20 protein-coding genes are annotated in these 20,344 nt (G+C 67.5%); 7 read left to right on the top strand and 13 right to left on the bottom strand.

What is annotated here, in order from left to right; translation table 11 throughout:
* The first annotated feature begins 196 nt into the window (after positions 1 to 196).
* From ACFWCF_RS22990 to ACFWCF_RS22980, 3 genes are all read left to right on the top strand, one after another.
* Complete coding sequence (locus tag ACFWCF_RS22990) at positions 197 to 814, top strand: GNAT family N-acetyltransferase (RefSeq protein ID WP_378566480.1); 618 nt, start codon at positions 197 to 199, stop codon at positions 812 to 814.
* Positions 811 to 2,418, top strand: a complete 1,608-nt coding sequence (locus ACFWCF_RS22985; RefSeq protein WP_378566477.1) for a phytoene desaturase family protein — start codon at positions 811 to 813, stop codon at positions 2,416 to 2,418. The genes ACFWCF_RS22990 and ACFWCF_RS22985 overlap by 4 nt, the downstream gene beginning before the upstream one ends.
* 209 nt (positions 2,419 to 2,627) lie before the next feature.
* Positions 2,628 to 3,347: an LppM family (lipo)protein gene (locus tag ACFWCF_RS22980; protein ID WP_378566591.1), complete on the top strand. Its 720-nt coding sequence runs from the start codon at positions 2,628 to 2,630 to the stop codon at positions 3,345 to 3,347.
* Between the two features lie 51 nt (positions 3,348 to 3,398).
* Here the strand turns inward: ACFWCF_RS22980 and metF are convergent, their stop codons facing one another.
* The gene (metF, locus tag ACFWCF_RS22975) at positions 3,399 to 4,319 is read right to left on the bottom strand and encodes a methylenetetrahydrofolate reductase [NAD(P)H] (RefSeq protein ID WP_378566588.1); all 921 of its coding nucleotides are present in this window, start codon (positions 4,317 to 4,319) and stop codon (positions 3,399 to 3,401) included.
* A 242-nt stretch (positions 4,320 to 4,561) separates the two neighbouring features.
* On the opposite strand from metF, the gene ACFWCF_RS22970 reads away from it, so the two are divergent.
* The 3 genes from ACFWCF_RS22970 (at position 4,562) to ACFWCF_RS22960 (ending at position 7,632) form a co-directional block, all read left to right on the top strand.
* A complete protein-coding gene (locus tag ACFWCF_RS22970) occupies positions 4,562 to 5,635 on the top strand; it encodes a polyprenyl synthetase family protein (protein WP_378566474.1) in 1,074 nt (357 codons plus the stop codon).
* A 228-nt stretch (positions 5,636 to 5,863) separates the two neighbouring features.
* Entirely contained in the window at positions 5,864 to 7,453 is a 1,590-nt protein-coding gene (locus ACFWCF_RS22965) for an alpha-(1->6)-mannopyranosyltransferase A (RefSeq protein ID WP_378566471.1), read from the top strand.
* A gap of 8 nt (positions 7,454 to 7,461) precedes the next feature.
* The gene (locus tag ACFWCF_RS22960) at positions 7,462 to 7,632 is read left to right on the top strand and encodes a hypothetical protein (RefSeq protein WP_378566468.1); all 171 of its coding nucleotides are present in this window, start codon (positions 7,462 to 7,464) and stop codon (positions 7,630 to 7,632) included.
* Here ACFWCF_RS22960 and ACFWCF_RS22955 read toward each other — a convergent pair.
* Positions 7,629 to 8,000 carry an Rv2175c family DNA-binding protein gene (locus ACFWCF_RS22955; protein ID WP_378492589.1) on the bottom strand — a complete coding sequence of 124 codons (372 nt, stop codon included), beginning with the start codon at positions 7,998 to 8,000 and terminating at the stop codon, positions 7,629 to 7,631. The genes ACFWCF_RS22960 and ACFWCF_RS22955 overlap by 4 nt on opposite strands.
* A gap of 113 nt (positions 8,001 to 8,113) precedes the next feature.
* Between ACFWCF_RS22955 and pknB the strand changes: the two genes are divergently transcribed.
* A complete protein-coding gene (pknB, locus tag ACFWCF_RS22950; protein WP_378566465.1) occupies positions 8,114 to 10,165 on the top strand; it encodes a Stk1 family PASTA domain-containing Ser/Thr kinase in 2,052 nt (683 codons plus the stop codon).
* Between the two features lie 27 nt (positions 10,166 to 10,192).
* Here the strand turns inward: pknB and ACFWCF_RS22945 are convergent, their stop codons facing one another.
* From ACFWCF_RS22945 to ACFWCF_RS22895, 11 genes are all read right to left on the bottom strand, one after another.
* Positions 10,193 to 11,578, bottom strand: coding sequence for a class II 3-deoxy-7-phosphoheptulonate synthase (locus ACFWCF_RS22945; protein ID WP_378492587.1), 1,386 nt, complete (start codon positions 11,576 to 11,578; stop codon positions 10,193 to 10,195).
* Between the two features lie 45 nt (positions 11,579 to 11,623).
* Positions 11,624 to 12,115: a polyadenylate-specific 3'-exoribonuclease AS gene (locus tag ACFWCF_RS22940; RefSeq protein ID WP_378492586.1), complete on the bottom strand. Its 492-nt coding sequence runs from the start codon at positions 12,113 to 12,115 to the stop codon at positions 11,624 to 11,626.
* A gap of 30 nt (positions 12,116 to 12,145) precedes the next feature.
* Positions 12,146 to 12,898: a lysophospholipid acyltransferase family protein gene (locus ACFWCF_RS22935; RefSeq protein ID WP_378566462.1), complete on the bottom strand. Its 753-nt coding sequence runs from the start codon at positions 12,896 to 12,898 to the stop codon at positions 12,146 to 12,148.
* A 131-nt stretch (positions 12,899 to 13,029) separates the two neighbouring features.
* The gene (locus ACFWCF_RS22930) at positions 13,030 to 14,010 is read right to left on the bottom strand and encodes an ROK family protein (RefSeq protein ID WP_378566459.1); all 981 of its coding nucleotides are present in this window, start codon (positions 14,008 to 14,010) and stop codon (positions 13,030 to 13,032) included.
* Positions 14,011 to 14,027: 17 nt separating this feature from the next.
* A complete protein-coding gene (locus tag ACFWCF_RS22925) occupies positions 14,028 to 14,453 on the bottom strand; it encodes a hypothetical protein (RefSeq protein ID WP_378566456.1) in 426 nt (141 codons plus the stop codon).
* The gene (locus ACFWCF_RS22920) at positions 14,450 to 15,643 is read right to left on the bottom strand and encodes an ArsA family ATPase (RefSeq protein WP_378566454.1); all 1,194 of its coding nucleotides are present in this window, start codon (positions 15,641 to 15,643) and stop codon (positions 14,450 to 14,452) included. Before ACFWCF_RS22920 ends, ACFWCF_RS22925 begins: the two co-directional genes overlap by 4 nt.
* Positions 15,644 to 15,672: 29 nt before the next feature.
* Positions 15,673 to 16,110, bottom strand: a complete 438-nt coding sequence (locus tag ACFWCF_RS22915; protein ID WP_378492581.1) for an SRPBCC family protein — start codon at positions 16,108 to 16,110, stop codon at positions 15,673 to 15,675.
* A 123-nt stretch (positions 16,111 to 16,233) separates the two neighbouring features.
* On the bottom strand, positions 16,234 to 16,629 hold the full coding sequence (locus ACFWCF_RS22910) for a polyketide cyclase / dehydrase and lipid transport (RefSeq protein ID WP_378566451.1): 396 nt from the start codon (positions 16,627 to 16,629) through the stop codon (positions 16,234 to 16,236).
* Between the two features lie 38 nt (positions 16,630 to 16,667).
* Entirely contained in the window at positions 16,668 to 17,837 is a 1,170-nt protein-coding gene (locus ACFWCF_RS22905) for a glycosyltransferase family 4 protein (protein ID WP_378566448.1), read from the bottom strand.
* A gap of 51 nt (positions 17,838 to 17,888) precedes the next feature.
* Positions 17,889 to 19,220 carry a hypothetical protein gene (locus tag ACFWCF_RS22900; RefSeq protein ID WP_378566445.1) on the bottom strand — a complete coding sequence of 444 codons (1,332 nt, stop codon included), beginning with the start codon at positions 19,218 to 19,220 and terminating at the stop codon, positions 17,889 to 17,891.
* Between the two features lie 67 nt (positions 19,221 to 19,287).
* Complete coding sequence (locus tag ACFWCF_RS22895) at positions 19,288 to 20,334, bottom strand: C40 family peptidase (RefSeq protein WP_378566442.1); 1,047 nt, start codon at positions 20,332 to 20,334, stop codon at positions 19,288 to 19,290.
* Positions 20,335 to 20,344 lie beyond the last annotated feature (10 nt).

The raw sequence follows: 20,344 nt of genomic DNA, 5'->3' as shown, positions 1-20,344 counted from the left end.
ATCTCGAGGTATTCGGCGCTGCCATTGGTCATGCACCTTCCCTGCCCTGCCGCGGCGCGGCTCCGGCCCGGAGAATCCGGGGATGTTCGCTTCCCTCGAACATCCCCGGATCACCGGCATCGAACATAGGTTCGACGTATTCAATATAGCTGGACCCACCGACACGTCGTCAAGGGAAGGCGGTCTCCGTCCCCATATGAGCACTGACCCGAATCGGCACGACCCCGAGCCGATACTCGTCGACCTCACTCCGGCGGAGTTCCGGACGCACCTGCCCGAACTCCTGTCGGTCTACGTCACGGCCATGCAATATCCGCGCGGCACCGAACACCACCGGGCACCGATGTGGTCGGAGCACGCAGACCGCGACGGCTGGCACGCCGTCGCCGCGATGATGCCCGGCGAACCCAGCAGCTTCGTCGGGATCGCCTACGGCTATCACGGGCGCCCTCACCAGTGGTGGAACCAGCAGGTACGCACCGCGATGCGCCACGCCGGAACAGCTCCGGACTCGATCGATGCGCTCCTCCGCGACTACTTCGAGCTGACCGAACTGCACGTGCAGCCCGATGCACAGGGTCACCGCATCGGAGAAGCGCTGCTCAGCAGACTGCTGCGGGACCGAACCGAGGAAGCGGTCCTACTGTCGACACCTGAGGTCGCCGAAGAGGACAACCGCGCGTGGCGTCTCTACCGGCGTTTCGGCTTCCGTGATGTGGTCCGCCGATTCGTGTTCACCGGGGACGCCCGCCCCTTCGCGGTTCTCGGTCGCGCCCTCCCCATGGAACCGGCCCCGTCGGAGGCATCGAGATGACCGCCGTGAGTGGTTCCGTGCTCGATGCGGTCGTCGTCGGTTCCGGCCACAACGCACTCGTCTCGGCCTGCTACCTGGCCCGCGAAGGTTGGTCCGTCGAAGTCCTCGAGCGCGACACCGTGCTCGGCGGTGCCGTCTCGACCGTGGAGCGTTTTCCCGGGTACGCGGTCGATCGGGGGTCGTCGGCGCACATCATGATCCGGCACTCGGGAATCCTCGAGGAACTCGATCTGGCCGATCACGGCCTGCGATATCTCGACTGTGATCCCTGGGCCTTCGCTCCGCCCCCGGTCGGAAGCGACCGTCCCGGCATCGTCTTCCACCGCGATCTCGATCGCACCTGCGTGTCGATCGAGGCTGCCTGCGGGGCTCGCGACGCCGATGCCTACCGCCGATTCGTGCGTGAGTGGGGTCCACGCAGCGCCGCGGTCATGAAATCCTTCGCAGCACCGCCCACCGCCCGTCATCTCGTTCCGTCGTTCCGGGGACTCGACATCGACGGCGGTGCGCTCGATCTGTCGCGGCGATTCCTCACTTCCGGCGACGCTCTGCTCGATGAGTACTTCGACGACGAACCGCTCAAGGCCGCACTCGCCTGGTTCGGTGCACAGTCCGGACCACCGATGTCCGAGCCCGGTACTGCGCCGATGGTCGGATTCGCGGCACTGATGCACACGCTCCCTCCAGGCCGAGCCGTCGGCGGCAGTGGCGCACTCACCCGCGCCCTCGCCTCCCGGCTCGCCTCCGACGGAAGTACCGTGACATGCGGTGACGCCGCGGTGGAGATCCGTCGTACGGGCGACTCCTGGAGCGTCCGTACCGAGTCCGGACGGACCGTCCGGGCCCGCACCGTCATCGCCGGATGTCACATCCTCACCACACTGGATATGCTCGAGCGGGGCGGTTTCGACGCCGCCCGGATCGAGACGTGGCGACGACGCATCCGCGTCGGCCCGGGCATCGGTATGGTGCTCCGGCTCGGAACCGACTCGCTCCCCCGCTATCGCGGCGCACCCGGCGACGGCGGCGACACCATCGGCCTGCAGCTGCTCGTCGACGACCGCGCCCATCTCCGTCTCGCGCACGGCTCGGCGCTCGCCGGCGAATTGCCACCGACGCCCGCTGTTCTGGCGATGAGTTTCTCCGCGCTCGACCCGTCGATCGCGCCCCCGGGCGAGCACCAGATCACCTTGTGGTCGCAGTGGCATCCATACCGGCTCCGCGGTGGACGCAACTGGCGGTCGGAAGCAGCCGCTGAGACCGACCGGATCATTGCCGAGATGGAGAACCGCGCACCCGGCTTCACCACCGGCATCCGCCATGTGCATACGCAGACGCCGGAAGACATCGAGCAGGAGATGGGTCTGATCGGCGGCAACGTCATGCACGTGGAGATGACACTCGACCAGATGTTCTTCTGGCGTCCCGTCCCCGAACTGTCCGGTTACCGGGTCCCGGGAGCCTCCGGGTTGTATCTCACGGGTGCGTCGACGCATCCCGGAGGCGGCGTGTCGGGTTCGAGCGGCCGCAGCGCCGCACGCGTCGCACTAGGGGACGCCCGCGGTGGCCTGCTGCGCCGAACTCTCGGCCGGTTCTCGCGGTGACCCCGGCGGATATGCGCGACACGTCGCTTCTCTGCGGTCGACGGCTCGGTGACCACGGCCTCGCTCGGGGCGCCGGTGCCGTGGACGACGACGAGTGCGGCGCCGGTCAACGCGGAGACGCTCGCACAGAACTTTCGGCGACATACACGCACGACGACGCGCCGGAACCGACCCGATGGTCCGACAGCCCTACACCGACCTGGCACGATATCCCTGTGCCGCCGTCCTCCACAGCTGTTCGTCCCACCTCCCTCCGTTACCGGGCCATCGCCATGCTCGGGCTCCTGGTCATGCTGGTACCCGCGCTCACCGGATGCCTTCGGGTGCAGACGTCGATGGGAATCTCGTCCGACGATCGGGTCTCCGGCCAGATCGTGGCAGCGACGATACCCATCGACGAGAACGACAAGGGCCCGGAACTGACGGTCCCCTCCGCACTGGCCGGGAAAGTGCGCGTACAGGAGTACGCGCAGGACGGGTATGTCGGCAGTCAGGTCTTCTTCAGCAACCTGACCTTCGGCGACGTACAGCAACTTGCGACCATGTCCGAACAGAGCGCCGGGTCCTTCCAGCTCTCGCTCCAGCGTGCGGGCGACCTCGTGTCGCTCACCGGCCGAGTCGATCTCGAAGCGGCGCCCGAACGCGGCACCGACGTGCAGTTCACCATCGCTTTCCCCGCACGTGTCGCCACCACGAACGGGGACCGCGAGTCCGATTCGATCGTCTCGTGGAAGCTGCCTGCCGGCGAAGTGAGCACGATCCGCGCCGAAGTACGTTACTCCGATCCCAACACCCGCGGATTCGCAGGCTGGGCGGGAATCGTGGCAGGCGGCGCCACGGCCGTCACGCTGTTGATCTGCGCACTGGCCTGGTTCACTCGCAATCCCGCACCCGTACGAGCACCGTCGAACGGGCGGAGCAAGTCCTGATCTGCGCGGCACTCGCAGTCAGGATCGACCGGTACCAGTGTTCACGAACCGTCAGGCCGGTTGCGCAGCAGATGCCTGCATCTCGATGCCGAGACGCGTGAGAACCTCACTCGTCGCCCGCGCGAAGTTCAGTGTGATGAAGTGCAGGCATGGGGCACCTTCGGAGATGAGCCGTTCGCACATGTCGGTGGCCACATCGATTCCCACCTCACGCACCGCGGCCCGGTTCTCCTCCGGCCCATCCCCGGCCGCCCTCACCAGGCGCTCCTCGAGCGCCGCCGGAAGCTTCGATCCGGACAGCTCGAGACTGCGGCGTGCGGAGCGCAGCGACGTGATCGGCATGATCTCGGGGATGATCGGCTTCGCGGCCTGCTCTACGTCACACGCAGCAACCCGGTCACGTAAGCGCAGGTAGTGCTCGACGTCGAAGAACATCTGAGTGATGGAGTATTCGGCGCCCGCGCGGAGTTTGTTCACCAGGAATCGGGTGTCGTGGTCGAGATCGGGTGAACGGTGATGCCCTTCGGGGAAGGACGCCACCCCGACGTGGAAATCACCCAGATCACGTACTAGTCGCACCAGCTCGTCGGCGTGTGCAAGACCGTCGGGGTGCGGTTCCCATTCGCCGAGCGGGTTGCCGGGCGGGTCGCCGCGCAGGGCCAGGATGTTCGTGATGCCACGATCCGCATAGGCGCCGACCATCGCACGGAGTTCGTCGACGCTGTGTCCGACCGCGGTGAGATGAGCCACCGGCAGCAGTGTCGTTTCCTCCGCCAGATCGCCTGTCACGCGGACGGTACGGTCGCGGGTGGAACCGCCCGCTCCGTACGTCATCGAGACGAACGCGGGTCCGAGCCGTTCGAACACTCGGACGGCGCGCCACAGGCGTGCCTCGGCGTCCGCGTCACGGGGCGGGGAGAATTCGACGGAGAACGGAATTCGTCCGCCGCGCGGGTCGCCGAGACGATCCACGATCGACGGGGTACGCGAGTCGCTCACCTGCTCGACTCGTTCGACGCCCCCGGCCGCCGCGCCTTCACTGTTCCCCCTGAAATCGAATACCACGCGTCCAGCATAGGGTGCGCCGACCAGCGACCGGCCACCGGCGACGACGAAGGGCGCCGGATAAGGTTGGTGTCGGTGCCGCGCGATCCGTCGCGCGACGCTCGACGCATTCGACCAGGAGGAATCCCCTGTCCACCGGACCTGCACCCGTGCCCACCGCTCCGCTACCCGAACTCGTCGAAGGCGCGCTGCGGCAGTTCTTCCACTCCAAGGCCCCCATCGTGGAGGCCGTCGGTGGAGGTTACCGAGGAGCGGTGACCGCTCTCGAGTCGTTCGTCCTGCGCGGCGGTAAGCGGGTGCGCCCCTCGTTCGCATGGTCCGGGTGGCTCGGTGCAGGCGGGGATCCGGCCGGACCGCACGCCGACGCGGTGTTGCGGGCCTGCTCGGCGCTCGAGTTGGTGCAGGCCGGTGCGCTGATCCACGACGACATCATCGATGCGTCCACCACGCGTCGCGGCTTTCCCACCGTGCACGTCGACTACGCCGGATTGCACCGCGACAACGGCTGGCGCGGCGGGTCGGAGGAGTTCGGACAGGCCGTCGCGATCCTGCTCGGCGATCTCGCGTTGGTGTGGGCGGACGACATGGTCCGCGAAGCCGGGCTCGACCACGCTGCGGCAACGCGGCTCGGCCCCGTCTGGTCGGATATGCGCACCGAGGTCCTCGGCGGTCAGTACCTCGACATCGCCGGTGAGGTCGCGGCAGACGAGTCGGTCGAGGCCGCGACCCGCGTCAACCGGTTCAAGACCGCCGCATACACCATCGAACGTCCGTTGCATCTCGGTGCGGTCCTCGCCGGTGCAGGCGACGAACTGATCGACGCATACCGCCGTTTCGGCACCGACATCGGACTTGCGTTCCAATTACGCGACGACCTCCTCGGCGTCTTCGGCGATCCGGAGGTCACCGGGAAGCCGTCCGGCGACGACCTGCGCGCGGGCAAGCGCACTGTGCTGTACGCGCTCGCACTCGAAGCCGCAGATGCCGACGACCCGGTCGCCGCGGCGACGCTGAGAGAGGCCATCGGCACCGATCTGAGCGACGCACAGGTCCAGCAGGTACGCGGCCTGCTCATTGAAGTCGGCGCGGTCGACGAGGTCGAGAAGCAGATCGCCGACCTCACCGAGCGCGCGTTCACTGCGCTCGACTCGTCCGGCGCGACCGACGCGGGTGCAGCGCTCCTGCGCGAGGCGGCCTTGGCCGCAACGCGACGCGCGGCCTGATGCCGGTCCGTACCGTTCTCGGTGCACAGCAGGTGGTCGCGGTGGGCGCGGGCCTGGCGGGCCTGTCCGCTGCTCTGCACCTGAGCGGCTCCGGGCAGCGGCACTGAGGTGCACGCCACGCCGACACCGAGGCGGGAGCACTGCATTTTCCGACTCCACTAAACTGTGTCATCGTTCTTGTCAGCTGTGCCCAGCACCAACGCGACTTCCGGGGGAGGAATCGTACCCATGTCGTCCCCTGCTGCTTCCGAAGCAGACCCGGATGATCGATCGGCCACCGAACCGGCACCGGCAATCACATCGCCCGAACCGACAGGTCCGCCGCTGAGTCCGACGGATCTTCCCCGTCGGGGCCCGACGCATTTTTTCCGAAGTCCCGCAGGTAATGCGGCGCTCCTCGGAGCCTGTGGAGCGGCCCTCCTGAGTTTCGGCAGCTTCGGTGCAGGCAGTGTGCGCCGCGTCGACCCGCTGCTCGAGGACATGTACCTGTCGTGGCTGCGATTCGGACACGGTCACCTGCTCTCCACGATCATCGTCTGGGTCGGTGTCCTGCTGATGATCGGCGCCTGGGTCCGCCTGGGGCGTGCGGTGCTCGCCGACAGCGCATCGGTTCGCGATCTCTGGAAGATCCTGCCCGCGTGGACCGTGCCCCTACTGGTCGCGACCCCGATGTTCAGCCGGGACGCGTACTCGTATCTCGCCCAGGGCGCCATGTTGCGCGACGGGTTCGATCCGTACTCGGAAGGCCCCGTCGTCAACCCGGGTCTGTTGCTCGACAATGTCAGCAACGTCTGGACCACGACGACCACCCCGTACGGACCGGTCCATCTCCTGCTCGGCGCAGGCATCACCTCGATCACCGGCGACAACGTCGTGTCCGGCACGTGGCTGTGGCGGCTGCTGATGTTGCCCGGCCTGGTGCTCATGGCCTGGGGAGTGCCACGACTCGCGCGCCGGATGGGCGGCAATCCCACCGTCGCGGTGTGGCTGGCGGTCCTCAACCCACTCGTCCTCGTTCATCTCGTCGGGGGCGTCCACAACGAGTTGCTCATGGTCGGGCTGATGGTCGCCGGGATCGTGCTCGCACTCGAAGGCCGGCATGTCGGCGGCGTCGCCCTGGTGTCGCTGGGCGCCGCGATCAAGGCGACCGCCGGAATCGCACTGCCCTTCCTGGTGTGGGTGTGGATGATCCACGAGCGCGACCGCGCGATCGCCGAAGGCCGCGAACCCGTCTCCCCGATCACATTGTTCGCCAAAGCGGCAGGCACCGGGGTCGCGGTGTTCACGCTCGTGTTCGGCGGCACCTCGTTGATCGCCGGCGTCGGTATCGGTTGGCTCACCGCGCTGTCCGGCTCGTCGAAGATCATCAACTGGCTGTCGCTTCCGACGATGACGGCGCACGTCGTCACCTGGTTCACGCCGTGGCGTCTCGGTTCCGTGCTCGAAGTGACACGGATGCTCTGCATGATCGCTCTCGTGGTGATCCTGGTCTTCGCATGGTGGCGCTTCCGCCGCACGGAACGCGACGCCGTTCTGGGCATCGTCATCGCACTCACCGCCGTGACACTGCTGTCGCCTGCCGCGTTGCCGTGGTACTACTCGTGGCCGCTGGTCGTGGCGGCAGCGTTCGCGATGTCCACACGCACCCTGATGGTCCTCGTCGCGTTGTCGACATGGCTCATGCTGATCTTCAACCCGGACGGCTCGATCGGGATGTACAACATCGCGCACGTGGCACTCGCCGTGTTCGCGGCGGTCGTCGCTGCACTGTCGTTGCGCAACCCCGATCCGCTGCATCTGCGCGCGGCCACGCGGTGAGGCCGGAGGTGCCCGCCCGCACCGCGTTCGTGCTGTACGGGCGGATCCTCGACGAGGTCGAGCGCAGCGGTTACCCAGTGGTGGACCGCCGTGTGGCGGTCCCGCACCGCGCGCGGATATCCGTCGCGCCGGCGCAGGCGGCCTCGGGTGTGTGTGTCAGAAGGCCGAAGTTGTCCTAGAAGGCCGCGGCCTGTGCTCGCCTGATCACTTCCCTCATCGAATCGGTGTGCATCGCACTGATGGCGTTTCCACCGGGGAGGGTGTCGTCCTCCCGGAACATCCATTCCAGGATTTCCTCGCCACTGAATCCTCCGTCGTGGAGCACCGCGATGAGTCCGGGGATGCCCTTCGCGATCGCGCCGCTGTCGTCGAAGAACGCCTCGGGTACGACGGGAATGCGGTCGCGTTTGATCGCCAGGAACTGGCCGTCGCGCAGCAGTTGATGGACGCGGGTGATGGCAAGGCCGAGTTGCTTGGCCACGTCGACGAGTTGCAGCACCGGCACGGTGCGGTCAAGGACGTCGTCGCAGTACGGAATAGTGCTCACGGTTCATTACCGTATCGCCGATGCGCGGAGGACACGTACGCGACCGTCTGTCGGCGCCATGACTACGATCGACGGGGACGAGATCGGGACATCGAGACACGGGGGTACACCGGGTGACCGCTGGAGGCGACCACATGGTCGGCAAGCTCCTCGACCGGCGCTATCTGATCGAAGCACGGATTGCTCGCGGAGGCATGTCGACCGTGTACCGCGCCACCGATCAACGCCTCGACCGCCCGGTCGCGGTGAAGGTCATGGACCACCAGTTCGCGGCCGACCCTCAGTTCCTCGCACGGTTCGAGTTCGAGGCCCGGTCGGTGGCGCGACTCAACCATCCAGGACTCGTGGCGGTGTACGACCAGGGGCAGGACGGCGACGATGTGTTCCTCGTCATGGAACTCGTGGAAGGCGGCACGCTCCGCGAGTTGCTGCGTGAGCGCGGGCCGATGCCCCCGCATGCTGCGGCAGCAGTGGCAGCACCCGTACTCGGCGCACTCGCGGTGGCCCATCGGGCGGGCCTCGTGCACCGCGACGTCAAACCCGAGAACATTCTGATCTCCCGGAACGGGGAGGTGAAGATCGCCGATTTCGGCCTCGTGCGTGCGGTGGCGGCCGCGAATACGACGTCGCGCAGTGTGATCTTGGGTACGGCCGCCTACCTCTCCCCGGAGCAGGTCACGACCGGTAACGCAGATGCGCGCAGCGATGTGTATTCGACCGGTGTCCTGATGTTCGAGATGCTCACCGGTCGGACCCCATTCACCGGTGACACGTCGCTGTCCGTTGCATACCAGCGTGTCGAGAAGGACGTACCCGATCCGGGTACCTGGATCGACGGTGTGCCGGAGGAGTTCGACACCCTGGTGCGTCACGCGACCGAACGTGAGCCGGGTGAGCGGTACTCCGACGCCGGTGCGATGGCCGACGCCCTCACCGACCTCTGCGATTCACTCGACCTTCCCCGATACCGTGTCCCGGCGCCCCGGAAGTCCGCCACCACGGCGAAGGTCCCGGTCGTGGCGCCCGCAACACCGCCACCGGCAGCGACGAGTGTGGTTCCCGATACCACCGTGATCGGACAGGCCGCCGCGCCCGCTGCGGATGCGGCGCCGACCATGGTGCATCGCGCAGCGTCACCGGCAAACGGACAGGTCCACGCACAGCCGCAGCACACCAAGGTCGTCACGCGGGAGCACCAGCGCACCGACACTCGGGAGGTACACGGGGGTGGCCCGGCCGTGCCTCCCGGCGGCGGCACGCGGCCCGGGTATCCCGCTGGTCGACGCACCTCCCGGCGGACCACCACCGCCTGGATCGCCGCGATCGTCGTGCTCGCGCTGCTCATGGGCCTCGCCGGGTGGTGGCTCGGTTCGGGCAGGATGATCGACATTCCTGCGGTGCAAGGCATGGACCGCGGCGCCGCGGCAGCAGCCATCGAGACCGCAGGCGCGACCGTGGAGACCCGCGGTGAGTACTCGGACGCCATTCCCATCGACACGGTGCTCGGCACCGATCCGGCGGTGGGTTCACAGGTCCCGCGGGGCGATGCCGTCGCGCTGCTGGTGTCGTTGGGTCGTCCGACGGTGCCGGGTGTTCCCGGTGGAGGCGACCGGAACACGGTCGAGGACGAATTGCGGCGTCGCACGTTCGAGCCCGTCGACGGTGGGACGGCGTTCAGTGCGTCGGTGCCGGAAGGTGCCGTCGCGGCACTCGACCCGGCACCGGGCACAGTTCTGCCGGTCGGCGCGAAGGTCGAGGTGATCATCAGCAAGGGTGCTGCCCCGGTGGAGCTTCCGGACCTGAAAGGTCGGACCGTCGATGCCGCGCGCGCAGCCCTCGAGAAGACAGGTCTGACCGTGCAGGACCAACAGGAGGTGTTCGATCCCGACGTCGATGCAGGCCGGGTCTCGGGGACCGATCCGTCGGAGGGTGACCGGGTCGGCGCAGGCGGCACGGTGACGCTGCTCGTGTCGAACGCCGTGAAAGTGCCGTCGATGTTGGGGCGCTCGGTCGCATCGTCCCGCGAGGAACTGGTCAGGCTGGGTCTGGAGGTGGACGTGCGGCAACTCGCCGACTCCGACCGCTCCGTGGTGATCGGGCAGAGTCCGGGTGCCGGTGACAGAACGGAACCGGGCAGCACGGTCGTGCTGACTGCGGTGCCCTGATCCGTTCGGCCACCAGGCCGGTCGAACTCAGCCTCGCAGCATCTCGGCGACGAGGAACGCCAGCTCGATGGACTGCTGGGTGTTCAGTCGCGGATCGCACGCGGTTTCGTACCGGCCGTGCAGGTCCACGTCGGAGATGTCCTGGGCGCCGCCGAGGCATTCGGTGACATCTTCACCGGTGAGTTCGATGTGGATTCCGCCCGGATGAGTGCCCAGCGCGCGATGCACCTCGAAGAAGCCCTGAACCTCGTCGACGATCCGGTCGAAGTGCCGGGTCTTGTATCCGGTCGACGACTCGTGGGTGTTTCCGTGCATCGGGTCGCACTGCCAGATGACCTTGTGCCCGGTGGCTTCGACCGCTTCGATGATGCCGGGTAGTAGGTCGCGGACCTTCGAATGCCCCATCCGCGAGATCAGGGTGAGCCGGCCGGGCTTGTTGTGGGGGTCGAGCCGTTCGACGTACTCCGCAGCCATCTCCGGGGTGGTGCTGGGGCCGACCTTCAGGCCGATCGGGTTGGAGAGCAACTCCGCGAAGGCGATATGCGCGCCGTCCAGCTGACGGGTGCGGTCGCCGATCCACAGGAAGTGCGCCGACAGGTCGTACAGTCGGGGTTCGTCTCCTGTGGTGTCGAGACGCAGCATGGCACGCTCGTAGTCGAGCACGAGCGCCTCGTGACTCGCATAGATGGTCGCTGCGCGCAGGTTCGGGTCGATGACGCCACACGCGTCCATGAAACGCAGGCCGCGGTCGATCTCGGAGGCGAGTGCCTCGTATCGGGCCCCGGCCGGCGACGACGCGACGAATTCGCGATTCCAGTCGTGGACGCGATGCAGGTCGGCTTCGCCACCGGAAGTGACGGCACGCACCAGGTTCATCGCGGCGCTGGCGTTCGCGTATGCACGGACCAGGCGTGAAGGATCGTGCACTCGGACAGCGGCGTCGGCCACGATGGAGTTCACCATGTCGCCGCGGTACGACTGCAGACCGAGCGCATCGGTGTCGGACGAACGCGGTTTGGCGTACTGCCCGGCGATGCGCGCGACCTTGACGACGGGCGTCGACGCGCCGTAGGTGAGGACGACGGCCATCTGCAGCAACGTGCGGATGTTGCCCTTGATGTGCGGTTCGGTGTTGTCCATGAAGGTCTCGGCGCAATCACCGCCCTGCAGGAGGAATGCTTCCCCCCGCGCTACGGCCGCGAGTTGGTTCTGCAGTTCTTCGACCTCGCGGGGCACCGTGATCGGAGGGACGCTCTCGAGGACGGTTCGCATGGCCGCGGCCTGGTCTTCGGGCCAGTTCGGCTGCTGCAATGCGGGCTTGGACAAGGCGGCATCGAGCTGTTCGCGCAGGTCCGACGGCAGCGGTGGAAGTTCGGGCAAGCGGTCGATCGGTACGTCGACAGTCCAGTTCACTCCACCAGGATATGGCCACTGCTCCCGCCGGTCACGTAGGCCCGGTTATCGGGTGCGGCGGGCCGCCTCGATCGCGTCGAACTTCGCGAGATTATGACGGGCGTCGGTGAGCGCATCGTGATTGTCGTCGGGTACCGGCGGAAGCGGCGGGCAGCCGTGGTGTTCCCAGTGTTGCCGCAGCTCGCGGGTGAATCGTGGCAACAGGTCGGGAAGCGCAGGCATGGCTCCCCACAGTTGGGCCAGGACCACGTGGTCGTATGCACCGATCCAGGCCCACAGTTCGGGTTGGATACCCACGCGCGGGACGAGGAAGCGCAACAGATCGTCGCGGATCCGGGTCCGCGACTTCCAGGCCGGGTCGCTCGGGTTGGGAAGTTTGGGAAGCACGTTGCGGCGAACCCATGGGCCCGCGCGCTCGGGGTCGAATTCCGTGGAGACCGCGTAGAACTCGCGGCCGTCCTCACACACCACACCGATCGACACGAGTTCGATGGTGCGTCCATCCTCGATGAACTCGCAGTCGTAGAAGTAGCGCACGTGGTCACATTATGCCCGGACCGCCTCGCGTCACCCCGCCTGGGTGTCCGGCATGCGATCGGCATCGCCGAGATCACGCACAGACGCGACATCGGGTGAGTCGGTCCGGGTGTCCTTGCCCTTCATGGACGCGGCGTAGACGTCGACGTATTCCTGGCCGGACAGCTGCATCAGGGAGTACATCACTTCGTCGGTGACGGCGCGCTCGACGAAGCGGTTTCCACCCATCCCTTCGAAGCGCGAGAAGTCGATCGGCTCGCCGATCCGGACGGTGATCTTGGCCGGCTTCCACATCTTGGAGCCGATCGGGTTCATCTTGTCGGTACCGATCATCGCGACGGGGATCACGGGGACGCCGGTCTCGAGCGCGAGGCGTGCGAGGCCGGTCTTGCCCTTGTACAGGCGTCCGTCGGGCGAACGAGTGCCTTCGGGGTAGATACCGAGCAGTCTGCCCCGGGAGAGAACCCGAACACCGGCGTTGAGCGCGTCCTGCGCGGCGTCCGCACCTGTGCGATCGATCGGGACCTGGCCGACGGCAGAGAAGAACCAGCGCTGGAATCGGCCCTTGAGTCCGGTACCGGTGAAGTACTCGCTCTTCGCAAGGAAGGTGATGCGCCGCGTCACCAGCAGAGGGAGGTAGAACGAGTCGAGCACGGCGCGATGGTTACTGGCGAGGATCGCGGAGCCGCCGGCCGGAACGTTCTCCCCGCCTTCCAACTTCGGCCTCCCCATGAGCGCCAGCAGTGGGCCCAGCAGGACGTACTTGACAAGCCAGTACCACATGGCAAACCTTCCCCGGGATCGTCGACGCGGGGCTCACCAAGCCCGCCGGTCGACTCTACGTCGCCTCGAGGGTCACACGCACGCGCAGAGGTGCCCTGATCCACGCCAACGAGCGAGAAGTGACAAGAATCTCACGCGAGTGTGATTTCGCATTCCGCTGCCATCGCGCGACGGGCAAGGTCCGCTGCGCCGATCAGGCCGGCGGCGTCACCGAGCTGTGCGGCTCGCACCCTGGCCAGGGGTCGATGTCCGGCACCGGTCGAGGCAGCGGCGTAGTGGTCTCGTGCATCGTCGAGGAACAGCGAGGCCGACCCGGACACTCCCCCTCCGACGACGATGAGTTCGGGGTCGTACACATCGGCGACGATCGACAACCCGAGACCCAGCCACCTGGCGAACTCGGCCATGGCTGCCAGAGCAAGGGGGTCGCCGTCATGGGCAGCACCGGCGATCCGGCGGCCGGTCAACGAACCGGGGTCCGCAGCAGTACCCGCGATCAACTGCGAACGGCCGGGGTTCGCGGCCAACATCTCGACGGCGATGTCGACCAGAGCGGTGCCGCTGCAGTATCGCTCCCAGCACCCTCGCTTACCGCAGGGGCAGGGCCGACCACCGGGCACGACCTGCAGGTGGCCGAGTTCCGGCGCAACTCCGTGAGCGCCTCGGAAGATCCGGCCCTCCAGCAGGAGCGCGGCACCGATACCTGTCCCGAGCGCCACGAGCACTGCAATACGGCTGCCTGCCGCGGCACCGAATCGATACTCGGCCCACCCCGCTGCATTCCCGTCGTGTTCGAGGATCACCGGCAGCTCGAACCGGTCCGTGAGGCGTGCTGCGATCGGGGCGTCGACCCACGGGAGGTGCGGGGCGAACCAGACCGTGCGACAGTCCGCTGTGAGGAACCCTGCGACCGCCAGGCCCACCGCCGAGACGTCGTTGCGGTCGGCGAGTTGTCGAACCACCCGGTGCAGAGCGTCTTCGAGCACCGGCGCCGATCCGGGGGTCGGCGCGCGAGCAGAGTCGATCACCGCTCCGGAGGCATCCACCACCGCGGCCCGGATGCTCGTGCCTCCCACATCGATGCCGATCGTGGGCCGTTCGCGTTCAGCCATACCGTCAGTGTCCGCTGTCAGGGACGGATGGTGACGGAGATGGGCACGAAACCGCCTCGGTCCGGTGGTTCCGGAGGCGGCGGGCCGTCCGGTTCGTCGTCCGGCTCGCTGCGAGGAGGCGGCAGAAAGCGGGCCACCAGTTCTCGGATGACCGCGATCAGCGCGGCGAGTTGGGACGCCAGCGTGGTGAGCAGCTCGTGGTTCTCACCGCGGACCAACGCGGCAACCGCACAGAGCGGACACCAGGTACAGCCACCCGGGGCCGGCGCGGGCGCGCTCGCTTCTGCGGTGTCCTCGTTCGGTGGGGCATCCGTGTGCGCATCACCGGGTCGCTGTGCACCGTCCTGCGCAGCCACCTGTTCCACCAGCGCCTCGACGCGGTCGAGGACGGTGTCGGCGAGGATCCTCAGATCGGCCAGGAGAGCATCGTGATCCGAACTCATTGCGGCCACACCGCCGGATCCGGAACGAAGCGCACCAGCAGATCGGTTCCGTCGAATTCCGCCTCCGAGACCGTGCAACGACGCAGACCCGACGCCAGCGGCAGGCGGCGACGGATGCCGTCGGCCCCCACGACGAGATCGTCGTCGACCCGGCCGAGCGTGAGCGACGCCGGGTCGGCCAGCGGGAGATGCATCCGCATCGTGTACACCGCATCCACCCCTGTTCCCATGTCGTGACCGATCCGGACCGGTTCGACGTCGCCGCTCCCCTGCTGCGACGGATCCCGGCCGCCTCGGTGGTGCTGTGTCATCTCACCGAGCGAGAGCAACCCTATCGGTTCGCTGCTTCGACGCTCGCACACAGCGATCGGCACCTCGGTGACCAGCGCACAGATCTCGTCGAGGACGGCGGACTGCGCCGTGCGCGCGGTCGCGATCCACTCGGCAGCGGCCCCGTCCTCGCCGAGGTCGGGCAGGATCCCGTTGACGATCACGGCATCGAGCCGGAGCGTGGCCAACGCCGCCCAGGAGCGAAGCAGACGTAGCTCGGCGAATCCCGCACGGTCGGGGGTCGTGACGAGCGTCGCGCTCGTTCGGGCGCGATCGTCCAGGAGGTCGCGAACCGCACTGATTCCGCCGAGGATCCGATCGTAGAGTGCCACGACCATCATCAGGCGCGGGTCGGATCCGGTCGCAGCGGTGATCCGGCTGTGCCGCGGCCAGATTCGATCCATGTAGTCGGAGAACGTGCGGGGTGAGGCGAGCATCCGGAACGCGTCGGCGGACGCGGGTGCATCGACGATCACTGTGTGCCAACGCCCCGCGTCGGCCAGGTGCGCCACTTCGGTGAGCGCGAGCAGCTCCTGCACGGCCGGCAGACCGATGAGCTCTTCCGGGGCAGGCAGATCGAACTGTCCGGCATGCTCGTGTCCCCCCGCGACTGTCGCGAGCCGATGCAGTGCCGCGTAACGCTGTTCGAGCAGCCCGAGCGAATCGACCTCGAGCATGTCGAGACCGTCGGCGACGGCCGTGACATCGGGCCCCGCTTCGACGGCGAGGACATCGGCGAGCGAATGTGCCTGGTCGATCGAGACGAGAAGCACGGAGCCGCCGCCCCGCGCGACGTCGAGAGCCGTTGCCGCTGCGAGGGTGGTTCTGCCCGACCCTCCCTTGCCGAGGAACAGCCGCACGCGGGCGGGCGTCGTCCCGCGTTCGGCGCTCAGCCTTCCACCTGCTTCTTCAGTTCCTTGAGCGCGGTGTCGGTGATCACCTTCTCGGCCTTTCTCTTGAACAGGCCGATCATCGGGATGGTCAGGTCCACGGTGAGTTCGTAGTCGACCACGGTGCCGCCGCCCGGGGCATCGCCGAGGACATAACTCCCGGACTGTGCCTTCTGGATCTCGCCGCTCTCGAGGTTCCAGCTGACCGCCCGGCCGTCCGGTGCCCAGCGGTAGCGCAGGACGTAGGTGTCCTTGACGATCCCCGCGTCGAGCACGAATCGGACGGTTTCCGCGCGGCCGTCGGGTCTGCGCTCGAGCACCTCGACGGTCTTGGCTGCCTCCACCCATGTGGGGTAGGCGTCGAAGTCCGCGATCACGGCCATCACGTGATCTGCCGGCGCATCGATCGTGATCGACCTCTTGGTCTTCTCGGCCATTCGACGAAGACTCCTTCTCAGTGCGGCCCGTGTACTGAAGATGTGTGGCTGTCTCCGTCACCGGAGCGGCCGATACCGACGCCGTTGTCTACCACACACCGTATCGACACGGTATCCGTCCGTTCAGTCCCGGGCCTTCGGAGCCTCACCCGGCGCGCGCCCCTTCTCGAGGCGCGCCTTGACCTCGAAGGTCATCTTCTTCCCGGCCACGCGGCGCTCCCGGTTCATCGCAGCCAGGTCGAGTTCCACGACACGTTCGGAGGCGACTCCCGTCGGCTCGCAATGCAGAAAGTAGTGGACGATCGCACCGTCGAGCGAGGGTTCCAGCCATACTTCCATCGTCCCGGTCAGCGGCCCGGACACCGCCCATCGGATTCCCTGTTCCGCGCGGTCCTCACGGACGGTCAATGCGAGATCGGGCCACCACACTCGCCAGCGGTCCGGCGCGGCGATTTCCGCGGCGATGCCGGCGGGGTCTGCCGCAATGAAGGTCTGGTCCGACACCTGAATGCTGCTCACGCCGCACAGCTTCACATACCGGACGGCTCGCCCATTCGTCACCCCGCGGTTCGGTGCACGGTTCCTGGTCGGTGCGGCGTTCCGCTCAGGAGGTGGCGCAGTTTTGCGCCGAGAACATCCCAGCGCCACTCGGTCGACACCCACTGCCGACCGGCAGCTCCCATCGCCGCGGCACGGTCCGGATCGGCAAGGATGCCGGTGATCGCGGTCGCCACCGCCGATACCGAGGTCCCGTCGACGACGAACCCCGTCTCCCCGTCTCTTACCGTCTCGGGGGCTCCGCCCGATCGTCCCGCGACCACCGGGACACCCGTGGCGGATGCCTCGAGGTAGACGATTCCGAGACCCTCCACGTCGAGCCCGGCGCCACGGGTCCGGCACGGCATCGCGAACACGTCCGCGATCGTGTGATGGGCTGCCAGTTCCGCGGCGGGCACACCGCCGGTGATGACGACGTGGTCCTCGACACCGGTCTTGCGGGCCAGCTCACGAAGAGTGACCTCGTACGGGCCGCCACCGACGATGACGAGTACAGCTCCGTCGATGCGACGCCGGATCTCCGGCAGCGCCCGGATCAGAATGTCCTGTCCTTTGCGCGGCACCAACCTCGACAGGCACAGCACCGTCGGCCGATCACCGAGTCCGTACCGTGCGCGGAGCTCGGCGCGCGCACCCGGATCCGGCCGGAAGACCTCGGTGTCGACCCCGGACGGCAGATGCTCGAGACCTGCCTGCGCACCGAATGCGGAGGCGAACCGGCGCCGGGTGTACCGGCTGACGAAGGTGACGGTGTCGGTCTCGTTGCCGATCCTGCGCAACGCCTGGCGTGCGCCCGGCACCATCGACCAGCCCACTTCGTGACCGTGAGTACTCGCGACGATCCGCTCGGCACCGGCACGACGCAGCACCGGCGCCAGGAGTGCCAGAGGCGCGGCGGCGCCGAACCACACCGAGTCGCACCCGGTGTCGACGAGCAGCCGCGACGCGCGGCGCGCGACCGTCGGGGTCGGCAACATCAGTGTCGTCGGGTGTCGCACGACCTCGAACGGCTGGGCCTCGTCGTAGCGGATGTGACTGTCGCCGCGCCAGCGCGGTGCGTACACGACGATCTCGTCGGCCGGGAGCTGTGCTGCGAACAAGCGCAGGTACGACTGGATACCTCCTGGTCGGGGCGGAAAGTCGTTGGTCACCAGCAGCGTTCGCGACATGGCTACACCGTAGGGTGTGCCGGACACGGCTTGCTCGACGGGGCGGGAGCTTCAGACCCGATCGGTGAGCCATTGCCCCCATCGGTCGACAGCGTCCTTCGCGCTCACGTCCAGGATCGTGCTGAATGCGTCCCTCTGGTCCCCTTCCGAGGACGGTCCGTCGGCGAGTGTGCGGTACAGGGAAGTCAGTTCGTCTTCGCCGTACTCCTCGGCAAGGAACACCACGAAGCTCCACGCGGTCTCGTATGCGGTGCGGGAGCGGTCAGGATCCGCAAAGTCCTTGTCGGTGGGGACCTGTGACGGTGCACCACTGCGCAGGACCTCCACAACGAGGCTCGGGGCGATCCGGCGAATGTCGGCGCCGGTCACGGGTGCTCCGGTACCGGATCGGTAGCCGATGTAGTCGGCGTATCCCTCGAGTATCCACATCGGTGAACCGTCCACCGTCTGCGGCCGGGCCGCGATGTGTGCCAGTTCGTGCCGGAGTACCGCGCGCAGGCCGTCCGACGAGAGGCGACTGCCCGCTGCCGGACTGAAGACGATGCGTTGGCCGGTCGCCCTGTCCTGCTCGGGGTCGACGGCATCGGAGATCGCCACGGCCGCAATCTCGTGACCGTTGTGTGCGGTGCCCACCTGGTCTGTGAACTCGTCGTGGCTCGAGGTGACCAGGACCAGCGAACGTCCCGGCCAGTCCGTTCCCCACACATCCGAGACCGCGTCGACTGCGGAGGGCAGCTCGTCCGCAATGTTCGCAGCGAGGTCGCTCGTGTCGGGGTGAGCGAGGATCGTCGACGTGCCACCGGCGGTCTCGGCGGTGGTCACCTGGAGCGGTCCGTGGTCCCACGGCCCTCGCCAGGTCGCGGACGCGGTACCCGGGAGCGGTCGGTCGGAGGTGATCTTCCAGCCGTCTTCCCGCGCGACGAACAGCATAGCGACGGGTTTGTGTGTCGGGGTCTCGTCGACTCCCTCGATTCCGTAGCGCAGCGACACCGTGACTGCACGGAGTGGGTCGTCTCCGAACCGGCGGGCGACCGCGTCGGGAACATCGGCTGCGAGTTCGCTGCCGAGCTCGTATCCGAACTCTGTCAGCGGCACGATGCTCAGTGCCTGGGCGCGCCGGATTTCGGCGTCGAGCAATTCCGGGCCGAGGCTACTGTCGACGATCTCCGCGAGGGCTGCTCTGTCGGCGGTGCGTACCGCGTCGGCCCAGGAGTCGAGGAGCGCCTGCAATTCCACACGGGTGTCGGACTCGGACTGCTCGTCGGCTCGAGGAGCGACGAGAAGCACCCCGGCCGCCGCCACGGCGAGCACAAGTCCGGCCAGTCCGATGCGCTCCCACGGCAGACGACGATGGGAGGTCGACAGGGTCTCCGGCGCGGGCACGGCGGCAAGTGTATGCGGCGACGTGCGCTGTCCTCCGTGCCGCGTGTCGGTAGCTCTCCTGCGGCGGTCAGTAGCGTCGTGCGCTGTGGAACGGGAAGCTGTCCATCGCCTGCACCTTCACCGGTACACCGAACGTGGAGGCGTGCACGATGTTTCCGTCGCCCGCGTAGATACCGACATGTGAGGCGTCGTTGTAGAAGATGATGACGTCGCCCGGTTGGAGATTGTCGCGCGAGACCGGGGTACCACCCTGGGCCTGCGCCTGACTCGACCGGGGCACGGTCTTTCCGACCTGCTGATACGCCCAGACCACGAGACCGGAGCAATCGAATTGGTCGGGGCCGGTGGCGCCCCATACGTACGGGTCACCGATCCGGGTGAGTGCGGAGCGGAGCGCTCCTGCACCGTTGCCGGGGATGAGGTGCTCCATGATGCGATCGGCATCGAGACCGGGTGGGAACGGCGTGCCGGCGAGGATCGTCTTCTCCGCGTCACTGAGGTTGTCGAAGGCGTCGAGGACCGCGGCGATCTGAGTCTCGAGTTCGGATTCCTGACGCTGCAGGTCGTCACGGAGACGCTGCGCCTGCTCGGCCGCGATACGTGCGGCTTCGGCCGACTTCTCCGATGCAGCGGCGGCCGCCGCTGCCGCTGCGCTGGCTACGCGGAATCCTTCTATTTCGCGATCGGTCTGCGCGCCGAGGACGTCGAGCATCACCATCTGGTCGAGCAACTGCTGGGGTGAGTCGCTGACCATCACTGCGAAGAGGCGATTGGTGCGCGAACCGCGATAGTTGGCCTGGGCCAGTTTGTCGACAGTGGGCTTGAAGCGTGCGACCTCGGCCTGGGCCGCTGCCAGAGCGTCGCGGTCGGCGGCCGATCGAGCATCCAGTTCGTGCTGTTCCGCGATCCGCGCATCGAGTTCGATCCCGGCGTGATGCAGGGCCTCGGTGGCCTGCTCCGATCGGCGCGACAGGTCGGCGAGATGTTCGAGTTTGGCGGTGGGACTCTCGCCGATGGGATCGGCCACTGCGGGCGAGGCCGTGAGACCCAGGATGAGAAGTACACATGCGGCGAGAGCGGTGCGAACGGCCCGTCTGCGGGAGGCGGAGAACACGAGGCTGGTC

It is taken from the genome of Rhodococcus sp. NPDC060090 (assembly GCF_042729855.1).
Lineage (GTDB): Bacteria > Actinomycetota > Actinomycetes > Mycobacteriales > Mycobacteriaceae > Rhodococcus.
This window is presented reverse-complemented; position numbering and strand designations above follow the sequence as displayed.

What these genes read in the sequence shown, in the direction of transcription:
- ACFWCF_RS22990 (WP_378566480.1), top strand. Translation starts at nt 197, where the DNA reads ATGAGCACTGACCCGAATCGGCACGACCCCGAGCCGATACTCGTCGAC.
- ACFWCF_RS22985 (WP_378566477.1), top strand. Translation starts at nt 811, where the DNA reads ATGACCGCCGTGAGTGGTTCCGTGCTCGATGCGGTCGTCGTCGGTTCC.
- ACFWCF_RS22965 (WP_378566471.1), top strand. Translation starts at nt 5,864, where the DNA reads ATGTCGTCCCCTGCTGCTTCCGAAGCAGACCCGGATGATCGATCGGCC.
- ACFWCF_RS22935 (WP_378566462.1), bottom strand. Translation starts at nt 12,898, where the DNA reads ATGTGGTACTGGCTTGTCAAGTACGTCCTGCTGGGCCCACTGCTGGCG.
- ACFWCF_RS22930 (WP_378566459.1), bottom strand. Translation starts at nt 14,010, where the DNA reads ATGGCTGAACGCGAACGGCCCACGATCGGCATCGATGTGGGAGGCACG.
- ACFWCF_RS22925 (WP_378566456.1), bottom strand. Translation starts at nt 14,453, where the DNA reads ATGAGTTCGGATCACGATGCTCTCCTGGCCGATCTGAGGATCCTCGCC.
- ACFWCF_RS22915 (WP_378492581.1), bottom strand. Translation starts at nt 16,110, where the DNA reads ATGGCCGAGAAGACCAAGAGGTCGATCACGATCGATGCGCCGGCAGAT.
- ACFWCF_RS22905 (WP_378566448.1), bottom strand. Translation starts at nt 17,837, where the DNA reads ATGTCGCGAACGCTGCTGGTGACCAACGACTTTCCGCCCCGACCAGGA.